At 72.8% G+C, this 21,375-nt stretch carries 17 protein-coding genes; 4 read left to right on the top strand and 13 right to left on the bottom strand.

The features are described from left to right. Positions 1-35 precede the first annotated feature (35 nt). A complete protein-coding gene (locus O7627_RS20950) occupies positions 36-2,399 on the bottom strand; it encodes a tetratricopeptide repeat protein (RefSeq protein WP_278095201.1) in 2,364 nt (787 codons plus the stop codon). Between the two features lie 179 nt (positions 2,400-2,578). Between O7627_RS20950 and O7627_RS20945 the strand changes: the two genes are divergently transcribed. Beyond that, a complete protein-coding gene (locus tag O7627_RS20945; RefSeq protein WP_278095200.1) occupies positions 2,579-2,902 on the top strand; it encodes a metalloregulator ArsR/SmtB family transcription factor in 324 nt (107 codons plus the stop codon). Beyond that, positions 2,899-3,714, top strand: coding sequence for an SRPBCC domain-containing protein (locus O7627_RS20940; protein ID WP_278095199.1), 816 nt, complete (start codon positions 2,899-2,901; stop codon positions 3,712-3,714). Before O7627_RS20945 ends, O7627_RS20940 begins: the two co-directional genes overlap by 4 nt. Positions 3,715-3,738: 24 nt before the next feature. Here O7627_RS20940 and O7627_RS20935 read toward each other — a convergent pair whose 3' ends face one another. Next, complete coding sequence (locus O7627_RS20935; protein WP_278095198.1) at positions 3,739-4,791, bottom strand: NAD-dependent epimerase/dehydratase family protein; 1,053 nt, start codon at positions 4,789-4,791, stop codon at positions 3,739-3,741. A gap of 128 nt (positions 4,792-4,919) precedes the next feature. Beyond that, positions 4,920-5,567: a hypothetical protein gene (locus O7627_RS20930; protein WP_278095197.1), complete on the bottom strand. Its 648-nt coding sequence runs from the start codon at positions 5,565-5,567 to the stop codon at positions 4,920-4,922. Positions 5,568-6,054: 487 nt separating this feature from the next. On the opposite strand from O7627_RS20930, the gene O7627_RS20925 reads away from it, so the two are divergent. Further along, complete coding sequence (locus O7627_RS20925) at positions 6,055-7,485, top strand: extracellular solute-binding protein (RefSeq protein WP_278095196.1); 1,431 nt, start codon at positions 6,055-6,057, stop codon at positions 7,483-7,485. Continuing rightward, positions 7,482-9,536 carry an ABC transporter permease subunit gene (locus tag O7627_RS20920; protein WP_278095195.1) on the top strand — a complete coding sequence of 685 codons (2,055 nt, stop codon included), beginning with the start codon at positions 7,482-7,484 and terminating at the stop codon, positions 9,534-9,536. The genes O7627_RS20925 and O7627_RS20920 overlap by 4 nt, the downstream gene beginning before the upstream one ends. 16 nt (positions 9,537-9,552) lie before the next feature. Here O7627_RS20920 and O7627_RS20915 read toward each other — a convergent pair whose 3' ends face one another. The 10 genes from O7627_RS20915 to O7627_RS20870 are packed head-to-tail and all read right to left on the bottom strand — an operon-like array spanning position 9,553 to position 21,296. Next, a complete protein-coding gene (locus O7627_RS20915) occupies positions 9,553-10,128 on the bottom strand; it encodes a GNAT family N-acetyltransferase (protein WP_278095194.1) in 576 nt (191 codons plus the stop codon). Further along, positions 10,125-12,518 (bottom strand): ATP-binding cassette domain-containing protein, encoded by a 2,394-nt coding sequence (locus tag O7627_RS20910; protein WP_278095193.1) that lies wholly within the window; start codon positions 12,516-12,518, stop codon positions 10,125-10,127. The genes O7627_RS20915 and O7627_RS20910 overlap by 4 nt, the downstream gene beginning before the upstream one ends. After that, on the bottom strand, positions 12,515-13,459 hold the full coding sequence (locus O7627_RS20905) for an ABC transporter permease (protein ID WP_278095192.1): 945 nt from the start codon (positions 13,457-13,459) through the stop codon (positions 12,515-12,517). Before O7627_RS20905 ends, O7627_RS20910 begins: the two co-directional genes overlap by 4 nt. Further along, positions 13,456-15,021, bottom strand: coding sequence for an ABC transporter substrate-binding protein (locus O7627_RS20900; protein ID WP_278095191.1), 1,566 nt, complete (start codon positions 15,019-15,021; stop codon positions 13,456-13,458). The genes O7627_RS20905 and O7627_RS20900 overlap by 4 nt, the downstream gene beginning before the upstream one ends. A 28-nt stretch (positions 15,022-15,049) precedes the next feature. After that, positions 15,050-15,853 (bottom strand): class I SAM-dependent methyltransferase, encoded by an 804-nt coding sequence (locus O7627_RS20895; RefSeq protein WP_278095190.1) that lies wholly within the window; start codon positions 15,851-15,853, stop codon positions 15,050-15,052. Next, a complete protein-coding gene (locus tag O7627_RS20890) occupies positions 15,850-17,091 on the bottom strand; it encodes an MFS transporter (protein ID WP_278095189.1) in 1,242 nt (413 codons plus the stop codon). Before O7627_RS20890 ends, O7627_RS20895 begins: the two co-directional genes overlap by 4 nt. Further along, on the bottom strand, positions 17,088-18,110 hold the full coding sequence (locus tag O7627_RS20885) for an enolase C-terminal domain-like protein (RefSeq protein WP_278095188.1): 1,023 nt from the start codon (positions 18,108-18,110) through the stop codon (positions 17,088-17,090). Before O7627_RS20885 ends, O7627_RS20890 begins: the two co-directional genes overlap by 4 nt. Further along, on the bottom strand, positions 18,107-19,183 hold the full coding sequence (locus O7627_RS20880) for a PLP-dependent cysteine synthase family protein (protein ID WP_278095187.1): 1,077 nt from the start codon (positions 19,181-19,183) through the stop codon (positions 18,107-18,109). The genes O7627_RS20885 and O7627_RS20880 overlap by 4 nt, the downstream gene beginning before the upstream one ends. Further along, the gene (locus O7627_RS20875) at positions 19,177-20,025 is read right to left on the bottom strand and encodes a DUF364 domain-containing protein (protein ID WP_278095186.1); all 849 of its coding nucleotides are present in this window, start codon (positions 20,023-20,025) and stop codon (positions 19,177-19,179) included. Before O7627_RS20875 ends, O7627_RS20880 begins: the two co-directional genes overlap by 7 nt. Then, positions 20,022-21,296 (bottom strand): ATP-grasp domain-containing protein, encoded by a 1,275-nt coding sequence (locus O7627_RS20870; RefSeq protein WP_278095185.1) that lies wholly within the window; start codon positions 21,294-21,296, stop codon positions 20,022-20,024. The genes O7627_RS20875 and O7627_RS20870 overlap by 4 nt, the downstream gene beginning before the upstream one ends. Positions 21,297-21,375: the final 79 nt, after the last annotated feature.

The following is a 21,375-nucleotide window of genomic DNA, read 5'->3' as shown; positions in this document are numbered from 1 at the left end:
GGAGCCGGATTCACGGCGCGGCCGACCGGCGGCGGTCAGCCCAGCCGGGCCAGCCGGGCGCGGACCTTCTCGGCGGCGGGATGGCCGAGCTGGTCCAGGATCTCCTGCGCCCGCCGCCAGACCTGCCGGGCCGCCCCGGGCTGGCCGGCGACGAGATGGGTCTCGCCGAGTCGGGTGAGGGTGTCCGCCTCGTCGTACTGCTCGCCGATCTCCCGGTACATCGCCAGCGACCGCTGATAGCAGCGCACCGCCTCGGGGTAGTCGCCGAGCTGGTGGTGGGCGTACCCGAGGCTGTCCCAGGTGTTCGCCTCGCCGTGCCGGTCGCCGGTGCGCCGCAGCAGCGGCAGGGCCCGCTGGCAGTAGGCCAGCGCCTGCCGGTTGTCGCCGAGCATGGCGTGCGCCCAGCCGACCGCGTTCAGCGTGCTGGCCTGCCCGACCAGGTCGCCGGCGGCGCGGTAGAGGTCGAGGGCCTGCCGGGCGTGGTGCAGCGCGTCGTGATGCCGGCCCTGCACGTCCAACATGGAGCCCAGCGCCCGGTGGGTCCGGGCCTTGCCGGGCAGGTCGGACAACTCCTCGAACAGGTCCAGGGCGTACCGGAAGTGGGTATCCGCCTCGGCGTACCGGTGCAGCCGGGCGTAGGCGCGGGCCAGGTCCCGGTGCGTGTTGGCCTGGCCGGCCCGGTCGCCGGCCAGTCGGGCCGCGGCCAGTCCGGCCCGCTGGGTGGTGGCCTGGTCGTGCCAGTGACCGCGACGCTGGAAGAAGTCCACCATCGTCCAGGCGAGCTGCCAGGCGTACGCGTGGTGTCCGGTCTCGGCCGCGTAGCCGGCGGCGGCCAGCAGGGTGCGGTGTTCGGCGGTGAACCAGGCGAATGCCTCGCGGTAGTCGGCGGGGCGCTCCGGCCGACAGCCGGGCTGCGCGGCGGCGATGACGATCGGGTCCCGTCCCGGCTGCAGGAGCAGGGCCGCGGCGTGTGCGGTGTGCAGCAGGTGGTCCAGGAATCGGCGGGCCGCGTCGCGACGGTCGTCGGCCGGATCGGTGCTCCCGGCCAGTTCCGCGGCGTAGGCGCGTAGCAGGTCGTGGAAGGTGAACCGACCGGGAGAGTGCTCGGCCACCAGGTGGGCCCGGCCCAGCTCGGTGAGGAGCCGGCGGCCGCGGTCGAGCGGGATGCCGGCGAGGCTGGCGGCCGCGGCGGTGCTGATGTCGGGTCCCGGTGCCAGCCCCAGCAGCCGGAACAGCCGCCCGGCCTCGGGCGACAACTGCCGGTACGACCAGGAGAACACCGCCCGGACGTCGGTGCTGGGGTCGCCGCCCTCGAACGGGGTCAGGCCGTGGCTCGACTCGGTGAGCTCCCGGGCCAGGACTGCGAGCGGGAACCGCGGATGGGCCGCGGCCCGGGCGGCCACCACGGCCAGCGCCAGCGGCAGCCGGGCACACCGCTCGACGATCTGGCTGGTGGCCGGTGCCGCACCGGTCATCCGCTCCGGGCCGAGTCGGTTGGTCAGCAGTTCGCCCGCCTCGGCGGGGGTGAGCAGGTCCACCTCGATCGGCCGGGCGCACTCGGCGGCGACCAGGCCCGAGAGCTGGCTTCGGCTGGTCACCACCACCAGGCAGGTGTCGGTGCCGGGCAGCAGCGGCCGGACCTGATCGGCGTCGTGCGCGTTGTCGAGGACGATCAGCACCCGACGGTCGGCCAGCAGGCTCCGGTAGCGGCCGACCTGCGCCGCCAGGTTGACCGGTAGCCGCTCCGGCCGGACGCCGAGCGCCTCCAGGAAGCTGCGTACCGCCTCGTCGGCCGCCATCGCCGGACCGCTGGGGGCGAAGCCGCGCAGATCGAGATAGAGCTGACCGGCGGGGAAGCGGTCGCGGACCCGGTGCGCCCAGTGCACCGCGAGGGTGGTCTTGCCGGCGCCGGCGGTCCCGGAGAGGACGGCGACCGGGGCGGCCGGCCCGCGTCGGTCCGGATCCAGCAGGGCGTCGAGTTGGGCGAGCTGGGCCTGGCGGCCGACGAAACCGGACGGGGCCGGCGGCAGTTGCCGGGGAATGCCCGGTTCGTCGGGCCCGGCGGTGGCGCGGGCCGGCCGGCGGCGTTCCTCCTCGATCCGGTCCCGTGCCGTGGCCAGTGCCCGCTGCTCGGCCGGGGTCGCCCCGAGCACCCGGATCAGTACGTCGAAGCGGTCGGTGGGGGCGAGGACCTGGCCCCGGAAGTACTCGCCGAGGATGCCCCGCGACCAGCCGGTCTTCGCGGCCAGCGCGCGGTAGGTAAGCGGCGCTGCGCCCTCCTGCCGGGCTTCCCGCCGGCGCAGTTCACGCAGCAGCCGGGCCAGGTCCTGCGTGGTACGGACCTCGGCCGCGGCCGGTACGAACCCGCTCGACTCCGCCTCCGCCCGCCGATCGGCCATGCATCACCTCCCCAGGCAGGAGGTTACGCAGGCGGGTCCACTTTCGACGGGGGTGAGGATGATGTCCGACACTCCACATGAACCAGTGGTGAGTCAGGCATTTCCGGGCTCGCCGGACGGCCGGACCGCATCAACAAGCAATCGTTTGCACAAGCACCTGTTTGTGTTAAGGTCGCGTCATGACCACGCTCGACCTGGCCTTCGCCGCGCTCGGCGACCCCGTCCGCCGGGCACTCGTGGCGCGCCTGGCGCTCAGCGACGCCACCGTCGGCGAACTCGCCGAACCGTTCGACCTGACCCAACAGGCGATCTCCCACCATGTCGGCGTCCTGCGCCGGTGCGGCCTGGTCGAGCAGCGGCGCGAAGGCACCCGGCGGCCCTGCCGACTGCGCGCCGAGCAGCTGTCGCTGCTCGGCGCCTGGATCGACGAGCAACGCCGCACCTGGGACGACCGGCTGGACGCCCTGACCAGACACCTGACCGACGAGGAGCGCGCCCGGTGACCGCCGAGCTGCGCGGCGACGAGCTGATCGCCGAGCGCCAGCTCCCGGTGCCGCCGGAACGGGTCTGGGCCGCCTTCGTCTCACCGGCGAGCATCGCCGCGTTCTGGGGTGGTTCGCATGCCACCGTGGACCCGGAGTCGGTCACCGTCGACCTGCGTCCCGGTGGTGAGTTCGCGCTCGACACCCAGGCGCCGGACGGCGCGACCCGCCGGCTCCGGTTCGTCTACGTGACCATCGCCCCGCCGCGCGAGCTCGTCTTCGACGAACCGGTCACCGGCCTGCGGACGACCGTGCAGATCCGCCCCGTCGCGGACGGCACGGTGCTCACCGTGCACCAGCGCCGGCTCCCGCCCGAGCTGCGGACCGCCCAGGCGGCCAACGGGCTCGCCTCGATCCTCGACGCCCTCGCCGCGCACCTGCGCCGACCACCGAGCCACACCGAGACGGAGAATCCGATGACCCAGCCATCCCAGCGCGACCTCGTCGCGGAATACTTCGCCGGCTTCCGCGCCAGCGACCACCCGCGGATCCTCGCCACCCTCACCGACGACGTCGAATGGGTGATCCACGGCCACCGGACCACCCGCGGCAAGGTGGCGTTCGACAGCGAGATCGAGAACCCGGCGTTCACCGGCAGCCCCGAACTCGACGTGCACCGGGTCCTCGTGGACGGGCCGGTCGTCGTGACCACCGGCGAGGGGCGCGGGGTCAGCGTCGACCACGGGCCGTTCCGGTTCGCCTTCAACGACCTCTTCACGTTCCGCAACGGGCTGATCGCCCGCGTCGACTCCTACGTCGTCCCGCTGACCTGAGGGCCGGTCGGCTTCACGATCCGATCAGGGGCGCTCGCCCACCCCGGTGCCGGCCTCGGCGAGCCGGCCGCCGGTCAGCTGCGGCGTCAACGGCGCCGTCGGCATTCCGTCGGTGGTCCGCAGTCCCTGCAGGAACTCCCCGAGCGCCTCCCGGGCGGTGTGCCGTGGGGTCCAGCCGAGCTCGGTGCTGGCCCGGGTGGTGTCCATGATCGGCACCCGGAGCACCGCGTCGAACAGGTGCGGCGACGCCGGCACCAGGTGCAGGTGCCAGGCGAGCGCGAGCGCCGCGCGAATCGGACCGGACGGCAGGCGTACCGATCGGGCCCGCAGCAGGTCGGCGAGGAGAGCGCCGTCGACGACCGGCCCGGCGGCCAGGTTGAACGCGCCGCGCACGTCGCGGTGCACCGCCAACCGGTACGCCTCGGCGGCATCCGCCGAATGCAGCGCCTGGAACCGCAGCCCCGGCAGGTCGGGAAGGATCGGCACCAGCCCCGCCCGGGCCAGCCCGCCCGGCAGCAGCGGGCCCATGAAGAGCCGGCGCTGCTGGCTGGCCGCCTCCCGCTTGAAGATGAACCCGGGCCGCATCCGCACCACCCGGGTCTGCGGATACTGCCGCTCGAAGGCATCCAGAACCCGCTCCAGGTACGCCTTCTCCCGGGTGTACCCGGCGATCGGCCAGCCGTCGGTCGGCCAGCTCTCGTCCACCGGCCGGTCCTTCGGCCCCGGCGAGTACGCGCCGACCGACGAGGCGTAAACCAGCGCCGGCACGCCGGCCCGGGCGGCCGCTGCGAAGACCCGGCGTCCGCCGACGACGTTGACCCGCCAGGTGGTCAGCGGCCGGTGGGTGGGCTGGAAGAGCCAGGCGAGATGCACCACGACGTCGGCCCCGGCGAAGATCTCAGCCAGGTCGGCGGTGACGATGTCGGCGCTGGTCCACTCGGTCTTCGGCGCTTGCCACCCGGGCGGTCGCCGGGCGACCCCGATGATCGTGCCCACCGCCGGGTCACTGCCGAGCCGCTCGACGAGACTCGTCCCGACGTTTCCGGTCGCGCCGACCACCACCACCCGCAAGCTCATCGGTTGGCCGTTCCCGCCGATCGGGTCGGTAAACGCAGATGGCGCACGTGTCTCCGCAAGCGGCACTACGCCCGACCGCCGACCGCCCGGTCACGCCCGGTGCGGTGCGGTGTCTGGCCGGGTGCGGCTCAAGGGTCCGTCACCCGTCGTCCGACCCCGAGGTCTGCGACGGCGCCGGGTTGGGGGGGATCGGGCCAGCCGAGGAGCTCGACGACCGCGCGGCCGCGTGGTGAAAGCCGGTAGCCCACGTCCAGACTCTCGGTCAGCCCGAGCTCCTTGAGCTTTCGTACGTCCCGTTTGAAGACCTCGGTGGCCGGATACCCGGCCAGCTCGGTCAACTCGACCGCGCGTCGACCCGGGTGTGCGGCGATCGCGGCCAGCACACGGCGGGTCCATCGGCCGCGGGCGGTGGAGCCGTCCAGCCGGGCCAGCCGGGTGGCGATCAACGCGAACTCGTCCGGGCTGAGCTGGTCCTGATCGCGCAGGATCACCCGGGGATCGGATCCGGCGTACCCGATGCCGATGCGGAACAGCAGCAGGTCATCTCGGTCAGGCAGGTCGGCGCGGAGCGCGTCGGTGGACGGATAACCGGCCTGGCGTGCCTCGTCTTCGGAGATCGCGTCCAGGCTCGCCTCGTGCACGGACCGAACCTCGACGATGCCGACCGCGGTGCGGATTCGGCTGCCCGGCCGTACCCGGGCCTGCCGCCACCGGCGGAACGCCACGGAGATTCGGCCCGCTCGGATGCCGTCGAGGATCTCGGATCGGAACAGCACCGGTTCGTCGGCCTATCCGGTACCGACGCGGGTGGTCCCGACGTCGGACGGCAGCTTGGAATCCGTGCGAGCCTGCGCCAGGACGGTGGGATGGGACAAGCGGGCTCCCCGGTGCGAAGCGGTCTCGGCAGGCCATCACGATCGTAGCTGGTCCAGCCTCTTCCGGGACGAGGTACGCCGCCTGGGTACCGGGTCACGAGCCTGGTGACGGTAATCGAAGCATTTCCCTCTGTCTCTAGGCGTGCCTATCCGAAATGTGTAAAGTGAGCGCACCGCCGGCCGGGCCGACGTCCCTGGCCGGAGGGCGTGTGTGACTCGGGGCAAGACGGGGAGGGCCCGCCGCGCACCGGGACAACTTTCCGATGACTGCGCGGCCGAGGCGGCCTGTGACCACCGATCGTCCTAGTGTGCGGTTCGCAGGTGTCTACAAGGGAGGCGGCAGGCTTCCCCCTTCGGCGCGTGGCGGCGAGACGAAGGAGGCAGGGCCATGAAGGACAACCTGGTGCGGTCCCGGCGCGAATTTCTGGGGCTGGGGGTGGGGTTGGTCGGTGCGGCCGGACTGGCCGCGTGCGGAGCCGGTTCCGAGTCGACCCCGCCGCCGGCGGCGGACGTTCCCCAGGAGCTGATCGACGCCGCCGGGTCGCTGAAGGGCTCCTCGATGGGGATGCTGTCGCAGCGGCTCTACTCGGAGGCGGCCAACGCGGCGCTCGACAGTTCGGTCAAGAAGTTCGCCGACAGCACCGGCACCACGATCGAGAACAGTCTGGTGCAGGCGGACGCCGGTGACATCGTCGCCAAGATCGACGCCGAGGTGAAGGGCGGCGTGGCGCGGGACCTGGCGTTCATGACCAACTCGCGGTTCGTCGCCCAGTTCCACGCGCTCGGCGACCTGGAGGATGTGACGGACGTCGTCGAGGCGCTGACCGCGAAGTACGGTGAGCCCACCGCCGAGTCCAAGAACTTCTGCGTCTTCGACGGCCGGTGGTTCGCCATCCCCTACCACTTCATCGGGATCGGGTCGTTCCTGCGCAAGGACTGGATGCAGGAGAAGGGCATCACGCCGAAGGAGATCTACAGCTGGGAGGAGCTGCGGGACCTCTGCCTGGAGATCTCCGATCCGGGCAAGCGTCGGTTCGGCTGGGGCATGACGGTGAACCGGTCCGGCGACGCCAACGGCATGATCGAGGCACTGATCAACTCCTACGGCGGAGCGATCGCGTCCAACGACGGTACGAAGGTCATGTTCAACTCTCCCGAGACCGTGCAGGCGGTGACCTTCCTCGGCGACCTCTACACCAACGCCAAGTACCAGCCGATGCTGCCGCCGGGGGTGGCGGCCTGGACCGACTCCAGCAACAACGAGAACTGGCTCGCCGGCATCCTCGGCTACACCCGCAACCAGTTCAGCGTCTACGCGGACTCCAAGACGAAGAAGAACCCCGTCTACGACAACACCCACGTCTTCGCGGACTGCATCGGGCCGGCCACCGACAACCCGCTGCTCCTCGGCCAGTCCCAGGCGTTCGTCATCTTCAAGGGTGCCAAGAACCCCGACCTGGCCAAGCTTCTGGCGCAGTACCTGATCACCGCGCCCGCGCTGGCCGGGGTGGCGAAGGAGGCGCCCGGTCTGGCGTTGCCGGCCTGGCAGAAGGTCTGGGACGCCGATCCCTTCTTCACCAGCGGCGACCCGGCGTTCCCCATCATGCGCAAGATCACCGAGCTGTCGCTGCCGCTCACCACGAAGAACGGCCTGCAGTTCCCGCAGAAGGCCAGCGCCGGTCAGCAGGCCGCGGTCGGTGCCTACGTCCTCACCGACATGATGCAGGAGGTCATCCAGGGCACGTCGCCTGCCCAGGCCGTGCGGACCGCCCACGACAAGATGGTGCAGATCTTCACCCAGCAGGGGCAGCCGCAGTGACGTCGGTCCGTCCGGCACCGGCCCCGGCGGCGGGTTCGCGTACGCCGCCGGGGGCCGGCTCCCTCACTGCGACCCAGCGCCGGCTGGGTCGCGACTGGCGACTGGCGGCCCTGTTCCTGGCCCCCACGGCAGTGCTGGTCGGTGTGCTCGTGCTGCTGCCGATCGCCTGGTCGGTGGTGACCAGCACGACCGAACGGCACGGCCAGGAGAGCGTCTTCGTCGGGCTGGCCAACTACCTCGCCCTGATCGACGACAGGCAGTTCCACACCGGCGTGGTGAACTCGTTCGTCTTCACCGCGTACGCGGAGATCTTCAAGGTGGTGTTGGGGCTGGGTGCGGCCCTGCTGCTGCACCACCGGCGTCGGGGCCGGGCCGTGCTGGCCGGGCTGCTCCTGCTGCCGTGGGTGGTGCCGACCGTGGTCACCGCGTTCAGCTGGCGCTCGCTGCTCGACCCGATCTTCGGCAGCGTCAACCTGCTGCTCACCGAGTCCGGGATCGGGCCGCTGCTGGTCACCCTGCACCTGGTCGACAGCTGGCCCGCCGGCTGGCTCTCCGACGCCTCGCTGGCCATGCCGTCGGTGATCGGCGTCAACGTGTGGAAGGGGGTGCCGTTCTTCACCGTCGCGTTCCTCGCCGGGCTGAAGGCCATCCCGGCGGACCTGTACGAGGCGGCGACCGTCGACGGCGCCTCGCCCTGGCAGCGGTTCGTCAACGTGACCCTGCCCGGGCTGCGCCACGTGATCACCGTGACGGTGACGCTGTCGTCGATCTGGACGTTCAACAACTTCGACCTCATCTGGCTGCTGACCCAGGGCGGCCCGGGCAACGCCACCGCTCCGTACGTGCTGGTCGCCTACTCCAAGGCCATCCTGCAACTGCAGTACGGCGCCGGGGCGGCGGTCACCCTGGTGATGCTGCCGGTCATCGGCGGGCTGGTGTTCCTCCTGGTCCGGCTGCTGCGCCGGGATGCCGGCAACGACCTGCCCCGGCTCCGGGCCCGGCGGGCGCGCCCGGCCCGGCCACGACGGGTCTGGACGGCGCGGCGGGTCACGGCGGCGCGCCGGGCCCTGCCGTGGGTCATCACCGCGGTGGTCACCGCCCTGCTGGCCTGGGCGTCACCGGACATCTTCTGGAAGTCGGCGGTGGTCCTCGGGGTGCTGGCGCTGGTCCTGGCGGTGGTCGGCCGGGTGGTCTCGGCGCTGGCCGCCTGGGGACGCAGCCGGGCATCATCGGTGGTCTCGGGGCTGGGGAGGGGCCTCGCGCTGGCCCTGCTGCTCCTCTTCGTGCTGGCCCCGCTGTACTGGATCGCGGTCACGGCCTTCAAGTCCGAGGGCCAGATCGTCATGCGCGCCAACGACCTGTGGCCGACGCCGTGGACGACGCAGCAGTTCACCGACCTCTTCGCCACCAAGCCGTTCGGCCGCTGGTACGTGAACACGCTGCTGGTCTCCGCGGCCTCCACCGCGGCGGCCCTGGTCTGCGCCGCCCTGGCCGGCTACGCGCTGGCCCGGTTGCGGTTCCGCGGCGCGCAGAACTTCACCGTCACGGTGCTGATCACCTACGTCATGCCGGGCGCGCTGCTGTTCATCCCGCTCTACCAACTGCTCATCGGGGTCCGGCTGACCGACTCGCTGTGGTCGCTGGTGGTGACCTACCCGACCTTCACCCTGCCGTTCGCCACCTGGCTGCTGACCGGGTACTTCGCCTCGATCCCCGTCGAACTGGAGGAGGCCGCGCTGGTCGACGGCTGCACCCGGCTGCAGGCCTTCGGTCGGGTGATGCTGCCGCTGGCCAAGCCGGGGCTGCTCGCGGTCGCGCTGTTCACCCTGACCAACGCCTGGAACGAGTTCCTCTTCGCCTTCGTGTTCATCACCAAGGACGAGTACAAGACGCTTCCGGTCGGAATGCAGTCGATGATCGTCGGGGACGTCGTACCGCAGGGACAGCTCGCCGCCGCGTCGCTGCTCGTCAGCATCCCGGTGGTGGTCATGTACGCCTTCGGCCAGCGCTTCCTGACCGAGGGGCTCACCGCGGGCGCGGTCAAGGGCTGAGCCGCGGGGAGGGTGGCTACCCGGAACGGCCGGGCAGCGGTATCTCGAAGTGGACGGTCTGGTAGGTGTCGTCACGTCCGTCGCGCGGGTCGTGGATCGGCGTCGCCATGCTCCGCCAGAACGGTTCGGCGCCGTCGATGCGGGTGTCTGTGTGCAGATAGAGCGCCCGGTAGCGGGGTTGCCGGGTGACGAACTCGATGGCGAGGCCGACGAGTGCCCGGGCGAGGCCGCAGCGCCGGTGTTCGGGCCGGACGTAGACCCGGAACAGTTGCGCGGTGGTCTCCTCGGGGTAGCGCTGGGCGAGGAAGCGCGGGTGGGGTGGGCTCTTCGGTGCGGCGGCGCGTACCGCGGTGGTGCCGACGACCTCGTCGCCCTTGGTGGCGACGAACAGGGCGTGGTGTTGCGGGGCAAGGTAGGTGCCTTCGAGATCGATGACGTCGGCGTGCCAGTCGGGCCGGTAGCCGTAGCCGAAGTCGCGGTAGAAGGTGTCGAGCATGACGCTGCGCGCTCCGGTGACGTGCCCGCGGCCGGCCATCTGAACCTCGTACGGGCCGACGCTGTGTCGGTGGTGCTGCATGGTTCCTCCGGTCATGGGTTCGACGGTGCCGCGGCGGTCGCCGGGTCGGTGTGCAGTAGCGCGCGGGTCAGCGGGTGGTGCGGGTGGGTGAGCAGGGCGTCGGCCGGGCCGCGGTCGACGACGGCTCCGTTGTCGAGAACGACGATCTGGTCGGCGAGGTGTGCCACCACGTCGCGGTCGTGGCTGATCACGACGACGGTCAGCCGGAGGCTGCGTCGCAGGTCGTCGAGGAGTGTGAGGATGCCGTGCTGCGTGACCCGGTCGAGCCCGGCGGTGGTCTCGTCGCAGATGAGGACGCGGGGCTCGCAGGCGAGAGCGCGGGCCATCGCCGCGCGGTGCAGCTCGCCGCCGGAGAGCCGGTCGGGCCGTTGGGTCACGGTGGGTTCGGTGAGGCCCACCAGTTCGAGCAGCTCCAGGGCGGCGCGGCGGGCCCGCTCCGGTGCGGCGTCGCGCAGCCGTCGCGCCGGACCGGCCGTCTGGTCCAGGACGGGCCGGTGCGGGTCGAAGCTGGCGCGGGCGTCCTGGAACACGTACTGGATGGCGGCGAGCTCGTGCGGCTGCCGCCGGTCGAGGTGCGCGGCGAGGCGCTGCCCGGCCAGTGACACCTGCCCGGTGCGGGCGGCGTGCAGGCCGGCGAGGCAGCGGGCGAGGGTGGTCTTGCCGCTACCGGACCGGCCGACCACGGCCAGGCACTGTCCGGCGGCGACTGCCAGGTCGACGTCGCGGACCACATCGCGCTGCCGACCGCCGTCGCGGTGGGCGGCGCTCAGGCCGGTGACCAGCAGCAGCGGCCCGTCGTCGCGGACCGCTGCCGGTGGCCGGGGCGGTGGCGCGGCCAGCAGTTCCCGGGTCTGCCCGTGCCGCGGGGTGGCCAGCACCTCGGCGGCCGGACCGTACTCGACGGCGGTGCCCCGGTCCAGTACCAGGATCTGGTCGGCGACGGCCCGTACCAGGTGCAGGTCGTGGCTGAGCAGGACCACGGCGATGCCGTCACGGGTGAGCTTCGTCAGCTCCCGGGCGACGTCGTCGCGGGTGAGTGCGTCCTGCCCGGTGGTCGGTTCGTCGGCGATGAGCAGGACGGCGCGGGCCAGCAGGGCGTGCGCGATGACCAGCCGTTGCTGCTGGCCGCCGGAGAGCTGGTGGGGGAAGCGGCGCAGGAACCGGCGGTCGGCGGGCAGGCTGACGCGTTCGAGGACGGCCGTCACCGCCCGCCGGCGCGCGCTGCGGCCATCGGCGGGAAGCCGGCGCCGGGCGATCTCGTGAAGCACGCTCCCGATCCGGCGTACGGGGTTGAGGGCGGCGGCGGGTTGCTGGGGTACGTAGCCGACGGTGCCGGGTTTCGGCGGAGTGGCGGCGGTGACGGACCGACCGGCCACGGTGATGGTGCCGGTGCGGGTGACGCCGGGGGTGACCTCGCCGAGCAGGGCCCGCCCGGTGGTCGTCTTGCCGCTGCCGGACGCGCCGATGACGGCCAGGATCTCCCCGGCCGTCAGGTCGAAGGAGACGCCGTCGACGAGCGTCCGGTCGACGGTGGCGGCCGTCAGGTCCCGCACCCGCAGGAGCGGCCCGCCCGGTGCGGGGGCGTCTCCGGCCGCGGCTGGTGTCGGCCGTGGTGCCGGCCCGAGGGTGGTGCCACCGGTGGCAAGCATCCGGTCGGTGACCAGGTTGAGACCGACGGCCAACGAGATGATGAGCGCGGCCGGCACGGCCACCGCCCAGGGCTGCAGGAACAACCCGGCGCGGTTGCGGTCCACCATGACGGCCCAGTCCGCGGCGTCGGGTGCCACGCCGATGCCGAGGAAGCTCGCGGTGGCCACCAGGTAGATGGCGCCGATGAACCGGACCCCGGCGTCGGCCAGCAGGACCCGGCGGATGCCGGTGCCGACGTAGCCGGGGCCGCGCCGCCACCAACTCTCGCGGTAGAGGCGCATCGCCTCCATCGCCGGCCCGTGCGCCAGCGGCAGTGCGGCGGCCCGGGTGATCCGGGCGATCTCCGGCAGCCCGATCAGCGCGACGATCCCGACCAGGGTTGCGGGTCCGGGCGGCGCGGTGGCGGCCAGCAGGATCAGCAGCAACAGCGACGGCACGGCCAGCGCCAGGTCGAACGGGCGCATCAGAAGCTCGTCGACCCACCGGCGGCGGGTGGCCGCGGCGAGCAGACCAACCGGCACCCCGACGAGGTACGCCAACAGCGTCGCGCAGACCGCGACCACGACCACGGATCGACCGCCGAGCAGGACCTGCTGCCCGACGTCGCGGCCGACGAAGTCGGTGCCGAGCGGGCCGTCGCCGGCGAACGGGAAGGTGCGGGCGCCCGGCTCGCCCGCCAGCACCGGACCGAGCACCGCCAGCGCGAGCGGCACCGTGAGTAACGCCGCCCCGATCAGGGTGCGCAGCCGCCTCATCGCCCGGTCCCGATCCGCGGCGCGAGGCGGAACGCGACCAGGTCGGCGGCGAGGTTCACCACCACCGTGGTGACGGCCACCAGGACGCACAGCGCCTGCACGGTGGGGATGTCGCGGGCGGCGACGGCATCGACGAGGGCGGTGCCGAGGCCGGGGATGACGAACACCGCCTCGACCACGATGACGCCGCCGAGCAGCCAGTCGGTGGTGCGGGCGAGCTGCTGCACGACCGGCGCCAGCGCGCCGGGCAGGGCGTGGCGCAGCCAGAGCCGGCTGCCGGTGATGCCGAGCCGCCGGGCGTGGCGTACGTGCTCGCCGCGCAGCGCGTCGAGCAGGCCGGCGCGGGTGAGCCGGCTGATGGTACAGATCGGTCGGGCGAGGAGCACCAGCAGCGGCAGCACCAGCACGGCCGGTTCGGCGAGCAGGTCGGCGCCGAACGCGGTCGGCGGTAGCCAGCCGAGCTGGACGCCGAAGACCGCGATGAGCAGGATCGCCAGGGCGAACTCGGGCACCGCGTACAGCGCGACCGACAGCGCGGAGATCACCCGGTCCAGTCGCCCCCCTTCCCGGCGGGCCGCCAGCATGCCCAGCGCGACGGCGAGCGGTACCAGCACCAGGAGGGTCACCGCCGCCAGCAGCAGGGTGGCGCCCGCGCTGCCGGCGAGCCGGTCCACGATCGGCTGCTGCGAGATCAGCGAGACGCCGAGGTCGCCGCGGAGCAGATCGGTCAGCCAGTCCAGGTAGCGCTGCCAGACCGGCCGGTCGAGGTCGAGCTCCGCCCGGATCGCGGCGATCCGGGCCGGGTCGGGCTGGTCGCCGGCGATCACCACGGCGGCGTCCCCGGGCAGCGCCTCGGTGAGCACGAAGACGATCGTGGTGATCCCGGCGACCTGCCCGAGGCCGAGCAGCAACCGCCCGGCCGCGTAGCGGAGCAGATTCACCCCAGCCAGACCTTGTCGAAGCGGGCCCAGTCGAGGGTGTTGGCCGGGGCGTTGGCGGACACCCCGCCGACGCCGGGCGCGGTGGCGACGAGGAAGTCGGCGAAGCCCCAGATCAGGAAGCCGCCCTCGGCGTGCAGGGTGCGCTGCATGTCGCCGTACGCCTGCCGGCGGGTCGCTTCGTCGGCGCTGGAGATCGCCTCGGCGTAGCGGGCGTCGAACTCGGGCCGCGCCCACCGGGTGGCGTTGGTGGTGGAGTTGGTGAGCAGCCGCTGTGAGATGTGTGTCTCGATGGGCATCGCACCGGAGCGGTACGAGGCCAGCACCCCGGAGGTGAGGATGTCCTTCCAGTAGGTGTCCTTGTTGCCCATCGCGGGTTCGATGACCAGGCCGGCCTGCCTGGCCTGTTCGGCGAAGACACTGGCGGCCTCGACGAAGCCGCTGGCCACCGAGGCGGTGTCGAGGGTGATGCGCAGCCCCTTGGCGCCGGCCTTGTCGATGAGGAACCGTGCCCGGTCGAGGTCGCGGGTGCGCTGGGCGATGTCGTCGGCGTAGTACTGGTAGCCCTTGCCGAACAGGTCGTTGCCGATCTGCCCGGAACCGGCGAGGACGGTGTCGACAAGTTGCTGTCGGTCGGTGAGCAGGAACATGGCTTCGCGCAGGTCGCGGTTGTCGAACGGCGGCCGGTCGACCTTCATGGCGAACGACTGCATGGTGCTGTTCGGCATCCGGGTGACGTTGAGCCGCCCGTTGCCGGCGTGGGTACGCGCGGTGGTGGGGGTGATGTCGTGCGCGTAGTCCACCTGGCCGGCGAGGAGGGCGTTGACCCGGGCCGATTCCTCGTTGCTGATCAGGTACTCCAGTTCGTCCAGGTGGGCGGCGCCCTCCCAGTAGCCGTCGTACCGCTTGAGCAGCAGCGACCGGCCGGGCTGCCAGGAGTCGAAGGTGAACGGCCCGGAGCCGACGGGCCGCTCGAAGCTGTCGGCGCCCTCCGGGACGATGTACGCGCCGAACGCGGCCAGGGCGTTGGGAAACTCGGCGAAGGGCCGCTTGAGGACCAGCTCCAGGGTGCGGTCGTCGACGGCCCGGCTGTTCGGCAGGTCGAGCAGGTCGAGGCTGGCCTTGGCGCGGAACGCCTTCTTCGGGTCGGTGATCCTGGCATAGCTGTAGAGCACGTCGGCGGCGCGGACCGGTCGGCCGTTGTGGAAGGTGGCCGTGCGCAGGGTGATCCGCCAGCGGGTCAGGTCGCTGCTGGGCTCCCAGCGTTCGGCGAGGCGGGGCTGGATGGAGACGTCCGGTCCGTAGTCGGCGAGCTTGTCGAACATGGCCTTCGCGCGGGATGCCTCGTTGAACAGGTTCGCCAGGTGCGGGTCCAGCGTCTCGTTGACACCGCCGCCGGCGAACGCCGCCCGCAGCCGGCCGCCGCGCCGGGGTTGCCCGGTTGCGGTGGCAGCCGGGTCGTTGCCCGAGCCACAGCCGGTCAGCAGGGCGGCGGAGACGGCGGCGGCACCGCCGAGCAGGCTGCGGCGGGACAGTCCCGGCGCGGCGAGGGGCCGGTGGATCATGATGAATTTCCTTCCGGTGCAGGGTGAGTTACGCCGCGTCGTCGCGGCGGCGGGCGACCAGGTGCAGCCGGTCGCCGGTCAGGGCGCTCGACAAGGTGGCTCCCGGCTGCCAGGGCGGGTCGGTGCGTGGGCCGGGGGTGTCGAACAGGGCCACCACGTCGAACCCGGCGGTGTCGAGCAGGTGCCGCAGCTCGGCGGGGAAGAGCAGCCGCCAGGCCGAGGTCTGCACCAGCGGTTCCGGGCAGGCTGGCCAGGTCCAGACGCGTTCTCGGCGCAGCAGCTGCTCGCGGTGGTCGATCCAGAGTCTCGTCTCGGAGGTGTACCTGACGTCGCGCCAGAGCACGGTGCGGGTGCGGGGGCCGTCGAGCAGTTCGGTGTTGCCGAGGAAGAACGCGCCGTTGCGCATCTCGGCCAGCAGTAGCCCGCCGGGGCGCAGCTGCCGGTGGCAGCAGCTCAGGAACGAGGTGAGGTCCGCGTTGCGGTGGCAGTACAGCAGCGCGCTGTCCAGGCAGGTGATGACGTCGAAGCGGTCGGCCAGGTCGAAGTTGCGCAGGTCGGCGCGGAGGAACCGGACCGACGGGTGGCGGCGTCGCGCGTAGGTGAGCATCGGCATCGAGGTGTCCAGGCCGGTGGCGGTGTAGCCGAGGGTGGCGAGGTGCCCGGCGTCGCGGCCGGTGCCGCAACCGACGTCGAGCAGCCGGGGTGCGGTGCCGACGCGGTGGGCGAATCGGCGTACGAGGTCGTCGACGAACCGGGCGGCGGTCCGGCCCGGGTCGGGGAACTGTTGTTCGTACAGCTCCGGGTTGTCGGTGAGGAAGTTCTCGCCGGTCATGACACTCCTGCCGAAACCGACGCCGGGCCGGGTGCCGGCAGGCCGCCGCGGCGCAGCAGCCACACTCCGCCCGCCGACGCCATCCCGACTCCGGCGGTGAGCAGCCACGCGACGGCCGGCACGCCGGCCCCCGTCGAGCCGCCCACCGCCGCGCCGACGGCCGCGGTGCAGCCGGCGGCGAGGACCCCGGAGACCAGGTAGAACAGGCCGAAGTAGGTGCCGGTCAGGCGATGGCCGGCGAAGGCGGGGATCAGCTCCAGCACGAATGGCTGGGCGATCATCACCCCGAGGGCGAGCAGGACGGCGGCGGCCAGCACGGGCATCAGCCGCAGCGCCGGCGAAGCCGATTCCACCCGCAGCAGCGGCAGTAGGAAACCGGCCCCCATGACCGCCATGCCGACGGTGATGCTGGCGCCGCGGCTCCACCGGCCGTGCAGCCAACCGGTCAGCGGCAGTTGCAGGGCGAGCGTGACGACGGTGGAGACGACGAACAGCACGGCGACCGCCACCGGCGCCCCGGTGACATGCTCCGCCTGCACCGGCAGGATCAGGTACAGCTGGGTCTGCAGCGCGAACATCCCGGCGAGCGCCACACTGAAGGCCAGGAACCGGCGGTCGGCGAGGCCGGTCCGCCAGTCCTGCCAGACGGTTGCCTCGCTGACGGTGACCGGTTGGGCGGGCAGCCAGATCGCCTGCGCCACGGTGAGCGCGGCGAACACCGCCGCGCCGGCCAGCGCGGCGACCCGGAAGTCGACGAGCAGCAGGGCGGAACCGAGCAGCGGTCCGAGCAGCGCGCCGGCGCTGGCGAACACGTTGAACAACGCGAACGCCTCGGCCCGCCGGTCGGCGGCGGCCCGTGCCACGTACGTGCGCACCGCCGGGTTGAACAGCGCCCCGGCCAGTCCGGACAGGATCGACGCGGCCAGCAGCGCCGGCAACGCCGGGCTGAGTGCGAACAGCCCGAAGCCGACGGCGCGCAGGGCGCAGCCGGCGATGATGACGCCGCGGGCGCCGAGCCGGTCGGCGGCCGATCCGCCCAGCAGGAACAGGCCCTGCTGGCTGAGGTTGCGCACGCCGAGCACGATGCCGATCACGGCGGCGGAGAGCCCCACGTCGCCGGCGAGGTAGCCGGCGAGGTAGGGCAGCAGCAGGTAGAAGCCGAGGTTGACGCCGAGCTGGTTGACCACCAGCAGCCGGATCGGCACCGGGAAGCCGCGCAGGCTGGCCCAGGTGTTCACCGGACCGCCCGTACGCCGAGACCCGGTTCGTCGGGCAGCCGCAGGACGCCGTCGTGGCCGCCGATGCCGGTCCACGGGTCGTCGGTGAGCAGCAGGTGCCCGTCCAGGTCGATCCAGCGGGCGGTGCCGGTGAGGTGCACCGCCGGTGCGATGCCGAGCGAGCTTGCCACCAGGCAGCCCAGCATGAGGTCCAGGCCGAGGGCGCTCGCCGCGGCGGTGATCTGCCGCGCGGCGTGGATACCGCCGCACTTCGGGAGCTTGACGTTGATGCCGGCGACCGTGCCCGCGAGGGCGTCCAGGTGCGCCAGCGTGGCCGCGTCCTCGTCGGCGATGACCGGTACGTCGGTGCGGGCGCTGATCCAGGCGAGGAGCCGCGGTGTCCCCGGCGCGATGGGTTGCTCGACGGCGTCGATGCCGTGTGGGCGCAACGCGTCGAGCAGCCGCACGGTCTGCTCGGCTGTCCAGGCGCCGTTGGGGTCGATCACCAGCCGGGCGGCCGGCATGGCGGCGCGTACCGCCGCGACCCTGGCCAGGTCCGCGGCGTCCCCGCACTTGACCTTGACCAGCTGGAAGCCGCGCCGGGTCAGCGCCCGGGCGGTGGTGGCGGCGTGGTCGGGCCCGACCAGCCCGATGGTGTGGGCCGTCGCCACCGCCGGGGGGGCCGGCCGGCCGAGCCACCGGTGCAGCGGAGTTCCGGCCCGGCGGGCGAGCAGGTCGTGAACGGCGGCGTCCAGGGCGGCCAGTACCCCGGCGGGCAGCTCCGCGGCGAGCGCCGGCAGGTTCGCCAGCAGCGCCTCGGGTTCGCCGTAGTCGCGGACCCGGTGCCGGAGCCCGGCCAGCAGCTCGACGATGGTGGCCAGGTCGAGGCCGTAGTAGACGCTCGTGACGACCTCGCCGTGTCCGGTGACGCCGTCGTGGGTCAGGTCGACCTGGGCGGCGTCGCGGCCCGGCATCGTCGAGCGGGAGATCCGCAGCGGCTCGCGTAGCCGCAGCGGGTAGGTGCGCCAGCCGAGCCTCATCCCGGCACCGCCAGGCTGCGTAGCGGGTCGAGGACGGTCCGGCAGCGGCTCCACCGGGTCACCTCGACGGCGTTCGGGTAGGGGATCTCGATCGGGTGGTCCGGAGCCGGGGCGAACAACCCGTGGGCGGCGCAGAACGCGTCGTCGAAGATCGAGCCGAGGTAGCGGTGCGGACCGTCCGGGAAGACGGTGACCACCCGGGCGCCGGGCTGCATGCGGCTGATCCACGCCGCGACCCGGGCGACGGCACCGGTGCTCCAGCCGCCCGTGACGAACGCCGAGCGCGCCAGTCGCCGGCAGGTGTCGACCGCCTCCACCGGGCCGACCCAGTGCACCTCGTCGAAGGCTCCGTAGTCGACGTTGCGGGGGAAGATGCTGCTGCCCAGCCCGCGCATCAGCCGCGGCCGCGCGGGCTGTCCGAAGATCGTCGACCCGACGGTGTCGACGCCGACGAGCCGCATCCGGGGCCAGTGCCGCCGCAGTGCCCGGGCCAGGCCGGCGCTGTGTCCGCCGGTGCCGACGCTGCATACGAGCACGTCCACGGCCTCGACCTGTCCGGTCAGCTCCTCGGCGAGGGTGCGGTAGCCGGCGGCGTTGTCCGGGTTCCGGTACTGGTCGGGCCAGTAGGCGCCCGGAATACCCGCCAGCACCTCGCGCAGCCGGTCCACGCGGGCCTGCTGCCACCCGCCGACCGGATGCGGCTGTTGCACCGCCTCGACCGTCGCGCCGTACGCGGTCAGCAGCGCCCGCATCGGTCGTTCGATCTCGCGGTCCACCACCAGGACGACCGGATGGCCGAGGGCCTGCCCCGCGAAGGCCAGGCCGATCCCGAGCGTGCCGCTGGTGGACTCCACCACGGTGGCTCCCGGCCGGAGGTCACCGCGTCGCCGGGCGGCCTGCAGCATCGCCACGGCGGCGCGTGCCTTCATGCCGCCCGGACTCAGGTACTCCACCTTGGCGTGGAAGCCGGGGTGGGGGTGCGGCAGCGGGGTGTCCACGAACGCCACCGGGGAGCGGCCCAGCAGACCCAGCAGGTGCGGCGTGCGGGTGGCCGGGGCGGGGACGGTCAGCACGGCGACCCGGCCGTGACGCGGTAGCGGTAGACCGTCGTCGGTCCGCCGTCGAGCCAGAAGAACGGGTACGGCTCGGCGGAGACCGCGCTCAGCCCGGCGCCGAGAAAGCACGGCAGGACGGCGCTGCCGGTCTGCGCGAAGGTCACCATCGGCTTTCCGGTCAGGCGGGCGTGCCGCAGCAGCGGCTCGAAGGTGCCGTTGCCCAGGGTCATGCCGGACACCAGCAGCGCGTCGCAGCGTTCCAGCAGGACGGTGGCGTCCGGCAGGCACGGCTCGTCCCACTCGGTGCGGCCACCCGCCAGGTCGCAGGGCAGGTAGCTGGCGCCGCGGCGGCGCAACTGCTCCAGCAGGGAGTTCACCACCCCGACGACCAGTACGGTCTGCCCGGGCGTGACGGGTATCAGCTCCACCACCGCGGCGGCTCTGGCGGTCGACTTGGCCAGCGAGGTGCCGGCGGGGATGACGACCGTTTCGTCGGCGGCGTGGGGGTGCGGCCGGACGGCGGCGAGATAGGCGTCGAGGGCCGCGACCCGGACCGCGGTCAGCGGGTGGGCGAGCAGTTCCGCGACACTGCGGCCGACGCAGTCGTAGGCGACGTCGTCGGTCAGCTCGCCGGGCTCCGCCGCGCAGGAACCGACCGCGGTGCCCACCCGAAGGCTCAGCACCTGGTTGCGGTAGCCCTGGACGCGTCCGGCGTGCCGGGCACCCTGCCGGGTGGTGAAGGCGACGCTCACCTGCTCGGTGGCCGGGTCGGGACCGAACCGGGCCGCGCCGACGGCCTCGATCAGGGCGGCCACCGATGTGTACGGCGTACCGGTCCTGGTCGGCGTCGGCGCCGTCACGCCAGGGCCTCGGCCAGCTCGTCGGCGTACCGGACGCCGAGCCCGGCGACCAGTTCCTCGGCCCGGGCGCGGGCGCCGGCGCCGACGGTGTCCACCGTCATGACATGGCCGAGGTAGGTGTTGTTGCTGACCGCGTCACCGGCGCGGTGTCCGTCCGGCTTCACCGCCCAGTCGACGACATCGGGAGCCGCCGCCAGGGCGGCCGCGCCGTCGATCCCGGCGACGGTCCCGGCGCGGGGCGGCAGCAGGAACGAGATGGCCGCACTGCGTACCCCCGTGTCGGCCACCGTCAGGTCCGGCTGTTCGCCCAGCGCGAGCTGGGTGAAGACCATCGGCAGATCCACTCCGGTCGCCCGCCGTACCAGTTCGGTGATCTGGTTTCCCGCCGGGCGGGGGTTGATCTCCACCACCCGCGGCCCGGCCGCGGTCAGCCGGAGCTCGGTGTGTGCCACCCCGCGGTCGAAGCCGACCGCGGCGAGGGCGGCGACCGCCATGTCTGCCACCGCGGTCGCCGTCGGGGCATCGAGCGCGGCGGGGAACATGTGCCCGGTCTCCACGAACCACGGCTCACCGGCCAGGCTCTTGTCCGTCACGCCGAGCACCGTCGTCGTCCCGTCGACGGTGACCGTCTCGACGCTCACCTCCGGGCCGACCAGCACCTCCTCCAGCAGTACCAGCGGTGAACGCTGCTGGCCACGGGCATTGACCGGGAAGTCGTCGAGGGCGTCGAACGCCTCGCGCAGTTGGGTCCGGTCGGCCACCAGCCGGACGAACATCCCGGCGCACAGGTCGACCGGCTTGATGACCAGCGGGAAGCCGAGCCTCCGCGCGGCGGCCTCCGTGCCCGGCCAGTCCTCGGCGATCGCGAACGCCGGGCCGGGCAGGCCGGCCGCCCGCATCCGCTGCCGGGCCAGGTCCTTGCGGTAGGCGTACTCGACGGCTTCCGGCCGGGCGCCCGGCAGGCCCAGGTGCGCGGCGAGCCGGGCCACCGTGCCGAGGTAGTAGTCGCACGAGGTGATGACCGCGTCGAACCGCAGCACCTCGTGCAGCCGCCGCACCCGGGGCAGCAGCGTCTCCAGGTGGTTGGTCTCGGCGGTGAGCACGTTCTCGGCGGTGAGCAGCGGATGCACCCGGTCGCCGCCGTCCTGGCGCAGGTAGTGGTGCAGGTTCCTGGTCAGGAACGTGAACTGATGCCCGGCTTCCCGGATCGCCCGGGGCAGCAGGGTGCTCATCGCCCCGACCCAGCTCTCGACCAGCAACACATGCCCCACCGCGCACTCCCGCCGTTCAGAGGATCTCCGGACGCCTAGACGATAACGGTTGTCATTTGCGATGGCTAGCCCGATCCCG

Origin of the sequence: Solwaraspora sp. WMMD1047 (assembly GCF_029626155.1) — a bacterium.
Lineage (GTDB): Bacteria > Actinomycetota > Actinomycetes > Mycobacteriales > Micromonosporaceae > WMMD1047.
The sequence above is the reverse complement of the archived record's forward strand: the minus strand, read 5'-3'. Positions and strand labels throughout refer to the sequence as shown.